Annotated in this window: 4 protein-coding genes and 1 pseudogene; all 5 read left to right on the top strand. The window is 73.6% G+C overall.

Annotated elements, in window-relative coordinates; genetic code table 11:
• Positions 1 to 437, top strand: a pseudogene (locus tag ACKUB9_RS06465) (hypothetical protein); the annotation flags it as partial.
• A gap of 23 nt (positions 438 to 460) precedes the next feature.
• Positions 461 to 1,168: a hypothetical protein gene (locus ACKUB9_RS06460; protein WP_407520367.1), complete on the top strand. Its 708-nt coding sequence runs from the start codon at positions 461 to 463 to the stop codon at positions 1,166 to 1,168.
• A gap of 12 nt (positions 1,169 to 1,180) precedes the next feature.
• Positions 1,181 to 2,485 (top strand): hypothetical protein, encoded by a 1,305-nt coding sequence (locus ACKUB9_RS06455; RefSeq protein WP_407520365.1) that lies wholly within the window; start codon positions 1,181 to 1,183, stop codon positions 2,483 to 2,485.
• A 28-nt stretch (positions 2,486 to 2,513) separates the two neighbouring features.
• Positions 2,514 to 4,586, top strand: a complete 2,073-nt coding sequence (locus tag ACKUB9_RS06450; RefSeq protein WP_407520363.1) for a hypothetical protein — start codon at positions 2,514 to 2,516, stop codon at positions 4,584 to 4,586.
• A gap of 128 nt (positions 4,587 to 4,714) precedes the next feature.
• On the top strand, positions 4,715 to 6,739 hold the full coding sequence (locus ACKUB9_RS06445) for a peptidoglycan-binding protein (protein ID WP_407520361.1): 2,025 nt from the start codon (positions 4,715 to 4,717) through the stop codon (positions 6,737 to 6,739).
• The last annotated feature ends 17 nt before the right edge of the window (positions 6,740 to 6,756 follow it).

Below are 6,756 nucleotides of genomic sequence, written 5' to 3'. Positions count from 1 at the left end.
GGGGGGTTCCCCCCGCGGCGCTCGCCGCCGCGGTCCAGCGGCTGGAAGCCGCGATCGTCGCAGCGTTGCAAGTGACGCCGCCGCGCCGGCGCCCTGGGCCGTTCGGCGCCACGCTCGGCAGCCACCTCGTCGCCATCGCGGGCTCCCGCCTCGGCCTGGAGCTGGAGGGCCTGAGCCGCGAGGACCAGGAGTTCCAGATCGCCCGGCGCCTCGTGCGCTTCGTCGAGGCGGCCCTGCGCGGCGCGGCGCGCGCCGCCGAGCGCGATCCGGAGGCGGCCGCGCGCCGGGCGCTCGCCGCCGCGGCGGCGCGCCTCGCCCCGGGGCTTGCCCATCCCCCGCCGCGGCTTCCGAGCCTCGCCCCGACGCCCCCGCGACCCGCAGGCGTCCCGCCCGCATCGCCCGGGCACCCCCCGTTTCCCCCCGCCCGCCGCCGGTGAGGCGATCATCGCAGGAGGCTGACATGCACAACATCGACCGCAACATGCTGGAGTACAGCCAAGAGGGCGAGGCCTTCGAATCCGAGCAGTTCGAGTGGCCTCAGGGCGAAGCCGCCTTCGGCCAGGACGAGGGCTGGTTCGGCGAGTACCAGGGCGAGAGCGAGGGCGAAGGCGAGTGGGGCTTCGAGGTCTTCTCCGAACAGGAGATGATGGAGCTCGCCGGCGAGCTGCTCGAAATCCAGAGCGAGGAAGAGCTCGACCAGTTCCTCGGCAAGCTCATCCGCAAGGCCGGCCAGGCGGTCGGCAGCGCCATCCGTTCCCCCATCGGCCGCGCCCTCGGCGGCGTGCTCAAGGGCGTGGCGAAGAAGGCCCTGCCGCTCGCCGGCACCGCCCTCGGCACGGCGGTCGGCGGCCCGCTTGGCGGCATGATCGGGCGCGGGCTGGCCACCGCTGCCGGCTCGGCGCTCGGCCTTGAGCAGGAGATGATGGCGCAGGAGGACCGGGAATTCGCCGGCGCGTCGCAATTCGTCAAGCTCGCCGGCCAGACCGTGCAGCAGGCCGTGAACGGCGGCGGCGATCCGCGCCAAGCTGCGCAGGCCGCGGCGGTCGAGGCGGCGCGCCGGCACGCTCCGGGCCTTCTCGCGGCGCGCCGCAGCGGCGCGAGCGCGGGCGGCGGCCAGTCCGGCCGCTGGGTCCGGCGCGGCAGCCGCATCGTCCTGCTCGGCGTGTAGACGGGCGCCGCCATGGCCCTTCCGCCCCTCGCCCGCTCGATGCTGCGGCAGGAGGCCCGAGCACTGCTCGGGCGCCTGGCGCGGATCAAGCCCTTCGCGCTACAGGAGACGATGCTGCCGGCGGCGGCGCTGCTGCCGCGCGCGCAGAGCGCCGTCGAGCGGTTCCTCGTCTTGGGGCGGCGCGAGCTGCGCACGCTCATCGAGGGCTATCTCGCCTGGATCGACGGGCCGGCGGGGCGTACGGCCACGCCGGAGGAGGCGCATCGCCGCTTCGTGCTGCTGCGGCTGCGCTTCAACGTCGTGCTGACCCAGTTCGACCTGTTCGCGGACGTCATCACCCAGCGCAGCGAGGCGGAAACGGGCGTGTGGCTCGGCGGCCTCGACGTGCTGGCGGGCGACGCCCTCGCCCTGCCGGGCGTCTACGAGCCACCGCCGATCATCTGCTACCTCGACCGCGACTTCGGGGCGGCCATCCGGCGCGCTCGCACCCGCCTGCCCGGCGGGGGCGACAACCCGGTGGCGATCGTGCGCATGCCGCGCGAGCGCATGGTGGGCAGCGGCATCGCCTCGTCGCTGGTCCACGAGGTCGGGCATCAGGCGGCCTCGCTCCTCGACCTTGTGCCCTCGCTGCGGGCCGCGCTGCAGCAACGGCAGCGGGGCGGTCAGGCGGAGCGCCTCGCCTGGGGCCTGTGGGATCGCTGGATCTCCGAGATCGTCGCCGACCTCTGGTCGGTGGCGCGGGTGGGGGTCGTCTCCACCATGGGCCTGATGGCGGTGGTGGCTCTGCCGCGCCCCTTCGTCTTCCGGCTCAACCTCGACGACCCGCATCCCATGCCGTGGCTGCGCGTCAAGCTCAGCGCGGCGATGGGCGAGGCGCTCTACCCCCACCCGCAATGGCGGCGCCTCGCCGCCCTGTGGGAGAGCTACTACCCGCGGGCGGGCCTGCCGCCCCAGGTCGCCGCCGTGATCGACGCTGTCGAGGGCGCCATGCCCGCCTTCGTCGCGTTGCTCGCCGACCACCGCCCGCCGCGCCTGCGCGGCGCCTCGCTGCGCGAGGCGCTGGAGCTCGGGCCGCGCCAGCCCGCACGGCTTGCCGGGCTCTGGCAGGCCTGGAACGCCGAGCCGGCGGGCCTCTATCGCGCCCGCCCGGCCCTCGTCCTCGCCGTGCTCGGCCAAGCGCGCGCCGACGGCCGGCTCGACCCCGGGGACGAGGCGGCGCTCATCGCCAAGCTGCTCACCTTCTGGACGCTGCGGGCGACCGTGAACACCGCGGCCCTCTGCGCCGAGGCCGCCGTGCCGCCCGCCCTGGCCGCCTGATCCCGAGACCCTGCGAGAGGAGACGACGATGGCCAAACTACCTCCCAAACCGAACTTCCGCTTCCTCTTCCGCAACGAGGAGGCGCCGAACCAGCTCGTCGCGCCGGGAGACACGCTGCCGATCACCGTGGAGTTCACCCCGCCGCCCGCCAGCAAGCTCGACGACTGGGTTCTGACGCTCGACACGCCGACGATTCCCAGGAATATCTCCGTTGTCTCGCAGTCGACCGAGATCGACGCGGCGGCCGGCGTGATCCGGAGTACCGTGTCCTGGACGTTTCCCCGGGACAGCAACCCCGTCGCGCTCGAGGTGAAAGCCCGGGCGGAGAACCGCGGAACCGGTCGGATCGGCGAGCTCACCGCCGCGGTTCCGGTCTTCCTGGTGCAGAACCTCGATGAGGCGCTCCAAGTGACGCAGGTGGACGAGAGGGCGAGCGAGCGTCTTCAACTCCCGCGCGGCTCCTATGTCCGGATCCGCCATGCGGGGTTCGCCGGCGGATTCGACGCCTTCAACTTCACGCCCGTCTGGGACGGTCTCGACCCTGCGAACCTCGTGAACTCGCCGGTGGAGACGGAAGCCTTCTTCCTCCCGATGCCCGCGCAGCCCGTGCCGATCGGGCTCTCCCTCGACACACCACGGGGCGAACCGCTCTACTTCCGGGGCGACAGCGAGTTCGCCGCCAAGGCGCTGATCGAACCCCCGGCCACGCCGCGACCGCCCGGCGAGGTCGTGCGGGTGGCGCTTCAGCGGACCGGCACCGTGATGACCCGCGATGCGGTGGTCAACAACGCGATCCGGGCCTCCGCCCAGGCGATGTCGAGCAGCCGGTACTTCCAGTTCATCGACCGCGTGTTCTGCGGCGACGGCCCTCTCGTCGGCCCGCAGCAGGCGCGTCTCACGGAGCTGCGCCAATGGTCCCGTCAGACCGATGCCTACGTCGGCGGGGTCAACGCCTACGAGATGCTGAGGACGGCCACGCAGGTGTTCCTGCTGATGAATTGCGGCGTCGCCCTCGATGCCGACGCGTTCCGCGGCACCGCGGATGAGGACGGCGCCCGGCTCGGCGAATATGTCAGCCCCGAGGAACTCTCGTCACGGATCAGGGGCTACCTCGACCTGTCGAGCGGCCGCCTGCCCTACATCCAGCGGATCGTCGACACGGCCTTCTCGGATCGCGACGGAGCCAGCCGCGGCCTCCTGTGCCACGGCCTCATCGCCTCGCGCATCGACGCGCCCTGCCTCGTCGAGCTGTTCTGGTCGTACTGGCACGAGGAGGGCATGCTCGTGCAGACCCTCAACGCGATCAGCCGACGCTTCCAGAACGTGCGGGCGCCGGGCGGGCGCGACCCGCTCGCGCATCTCGAGATCGATCCGCTGCGGCCCCTCAACGGCGTGCTGTGGGGCTACATCCAGGACGAGTGGAACCGCCTCTCGGTCCAGCGCCGGGCCTACGAGTACGATCACCAGTACGGGCTGCCGATCTACGGCCGCGCCGTGCCGGGCCTGCGCCCCGCCGACAGCCGCTCCAAGTTCCTGGAGGCGTTCCACAACCTCCTGCATCGCACCTACGTCTTCTACAAGGAGGACAGCGACACGACGGTGATCGCCGACGGCTATCCCCTGCTCAACTCGCTCAGGGAGGTGCACCTCCTCCTGGCTCAGGGCGCCCACAATCAGTTCGGCGACCTGCCCTGGACGGCCCGGGTCGAGATGCTGATGCAGCAATGGATCCTGGCGCGTCCGGAGATGCGCGACTTCCTCCAGAGCCGGCCGATGGTGCCCTATACCGAGCGCTGGATGCCCGCTGTCGACACGATGAAGTCTCTCCAGGGCTGGTCCGACGTCACGGTCACGCATTTCCGCGACCTCGGCGTCTACGGCGAGCAGATCCTGCTCTCGGTGCGCTGGGGCGACTGGATCGGCATCAACGACGAGAACGCGGCCAAGAACTGGGCTCGTTACTGGCGGCCGGAGATCCAGAGCTACATCCATGCCTACCGCGCCGTGACGGGTGCGGATCTCAGCAACCCCGAGGGCGTCGACTTCACGCCGCCCTCCGTACACCTGCGCAAGCGCCTCGCGCTCCAGCGCGCCCGCTGACGTGCCCCCGCGGGCCGCCCGCGCGACCGAGCGGCTCCGGGTTTCGCGGCGGGTCCTGCCCGCCGCCCATTCCCTCCTGACCCGGCTCGCCCGCAGGGGCTCGCAGCCGCACCGGACGAGGTTGCGCCATGGCCAGCATCGATCAATTCGAGACGATCCCCTTCCCCGGCGAGACCGAGGGCGAATGGACCCCCGAACTCTCCGAGGAGAGCGAAATCCGCCGCGGCCCGCGCCGGTCGCCGGCCCGGATGGGGGCAGGCCCACGCCAGACCCGCCGCCCGGGCGCCGTGCCCAAGCCGCGCCTGGCACCGAGGGCGCCCTCCCCCCGGATGCGGGTCCCGCGTCCGCCGGGCGGCCCGCCGCGGTTCAAGCCGCCCGCGTTCCGGCCGCCTCACGTCCGGCCTCCCTGGCGGCCCTATCCGGGGCCGATATCGACCTGGATCGAACGCGTCGCGCCCAGCGGCGGCGAGGGTCCGAGCGAACTGGCGCGCTGGACGCAGAGCTGCCTCAACCGCGCGCTCGGCCTGTCCCTGCCGATCACCGGCCTGTTGGACCCGGCGACCCGCGAGGCGGTGCGCCGATTCCAGGCGCGGGAGAAGCTGCCGGTCGACGGCATCGTGGGGCCGCCGACCCAGGCGGCGCTCGGGACCGCCTGCGCCCGCGGACCCGGGGGCGAGCCGCCCGAGGGCGGGGGCGGCGGGGCCGAGCCACCGGCACAGAGCGGAGTTGACGAGCCCCCCGGCGACGCCCCGCCGGAGCAGGGCGAGCTGACCCGCGGCCGCGGCTGCGGCTGCGCCGCATGCCGCGAGCGGGCGGAGGCGGGCGAGTTCGCCTTCGTCGGCGAGGGTGAGACCTTCGAGGCGATGCCCCTCGGCGCGGCCTTCGAGAGCGAGCTGTTCGAGGGCGAGGCGTTCGAGGGCGAACTCTTCGAAGGCGAAGCTTGGCAGGGCGAGGCTTGGCAGGGCGAGGCGTCCCGCACCGCCCCGTCTCCCTCCGGCGCGTCGAAGCCCTGCGCCATGATCCCCGTCGACTGTCCGCCGCCCGGGCGGCCCACCCTGGTGCTCGACGGCTTCCGCTTCGACGCCAGCGCGCTGGACCCCGCCCGGCACGGGCCGCCGATCAAGGGGCTCGCCGCGCGCATCCTCGCCTCGCAGCGCGCGGGGCGGCCGATCCGGTCGGTGACCATCGCCGGCCATACGGATGCGGCCGGGGACGACGACTACAATTTCGCCCTGGCGCGCCGCCGCGCGCAGGCGGTCGCCCAAGCCCTGTGCGCCGCGCTCGAAGCGGGGCGGCGCGGCGCGGCGCGCGGCTTCACCGTGCGCCTGACCTCCTGCGGCGAGCGCCAGACCAAGTCGACCCCCGACCAGAGCCGGCGCGTCGAGATCTTCCTGCCGGCACCCGGCGCGGTCCCGGGTCGGCGCAACCCGCCCGACACGACGATCTGCGGCGTGCCCCGCGGCGGCGTCCGGAGTGAGCTGGCGGCGGAGGACGAGTGGTCCGGCGAGGTGCGTGTCCCGCCGCGCCGGCCGGGCGCCGCCCAGGCCGTCGCGCCGGCCCTCTGCTTCTTCCAGAACACGGACCTGACCTCGCACCGCAACCATTTCCACCATCAGGCCGCGCGCTGGGCCGGCCGCATCAGGGCGCAGGCCGCGCCCACGGCGCCGAGCTGCGTCAGGCGGGTCGGCGGCACGGCCTATGACACCGGCGCCGACATCATCGCCACGATTCAGGCGGCACGGGCCTGCCAGCGCAAGCGCGTCGCGGCGATCCACATCTTCAGCCATAGCGGGTCGCACGGCGTGTTCGGCTCCCGCTCGGGCGCGGCCGTGGGCCTCTACCGCGACGGCGTCGACGCCGCCGCGCGGGCGCAGGGCGCCCGGGTCGTGACCGACGTCCCGACGGACGCGCTCGCCGAGAACGTCGTCGTGGTCCTGCATGGCTGCAACGCCGCGGCGGGCTCAGACAGCGTCGCGGCAGCGCTCTTCCGGCATCTGGCGGCGCGTCTGCGCAGCCCCCGGGTCTTCGGCCATCCCAACAGCGGTTGCGCCGGGCGGGACAACAGCTGGCGCGAGTTCTCGCGTGCCGCCCCCGGCGGGCGGGCCGTGCGCTCCATCGCCCCCGTCTACGAAGGCAAGGGCGGCTGCAGCTGAGGGAACCCCGTGGGCGG

Origin of the sequence: Methylobacterium oryzisoli (assembly GCF_046557895.1) — a bacterium.
Taxonomy (GTDB): domain Bacteria; phylum Pseudomonadota; class Alphaproteobacteria; order Rhizobiales; family Beijerinckiaceae; genus Methylobacterium; species Methylobacterium oryzisoli.
The sequence above is the reverse complement of the archived record's forward strand: the minus strand, read 5'-3'. Positions and strand labels throughout refer to the sequence as shown.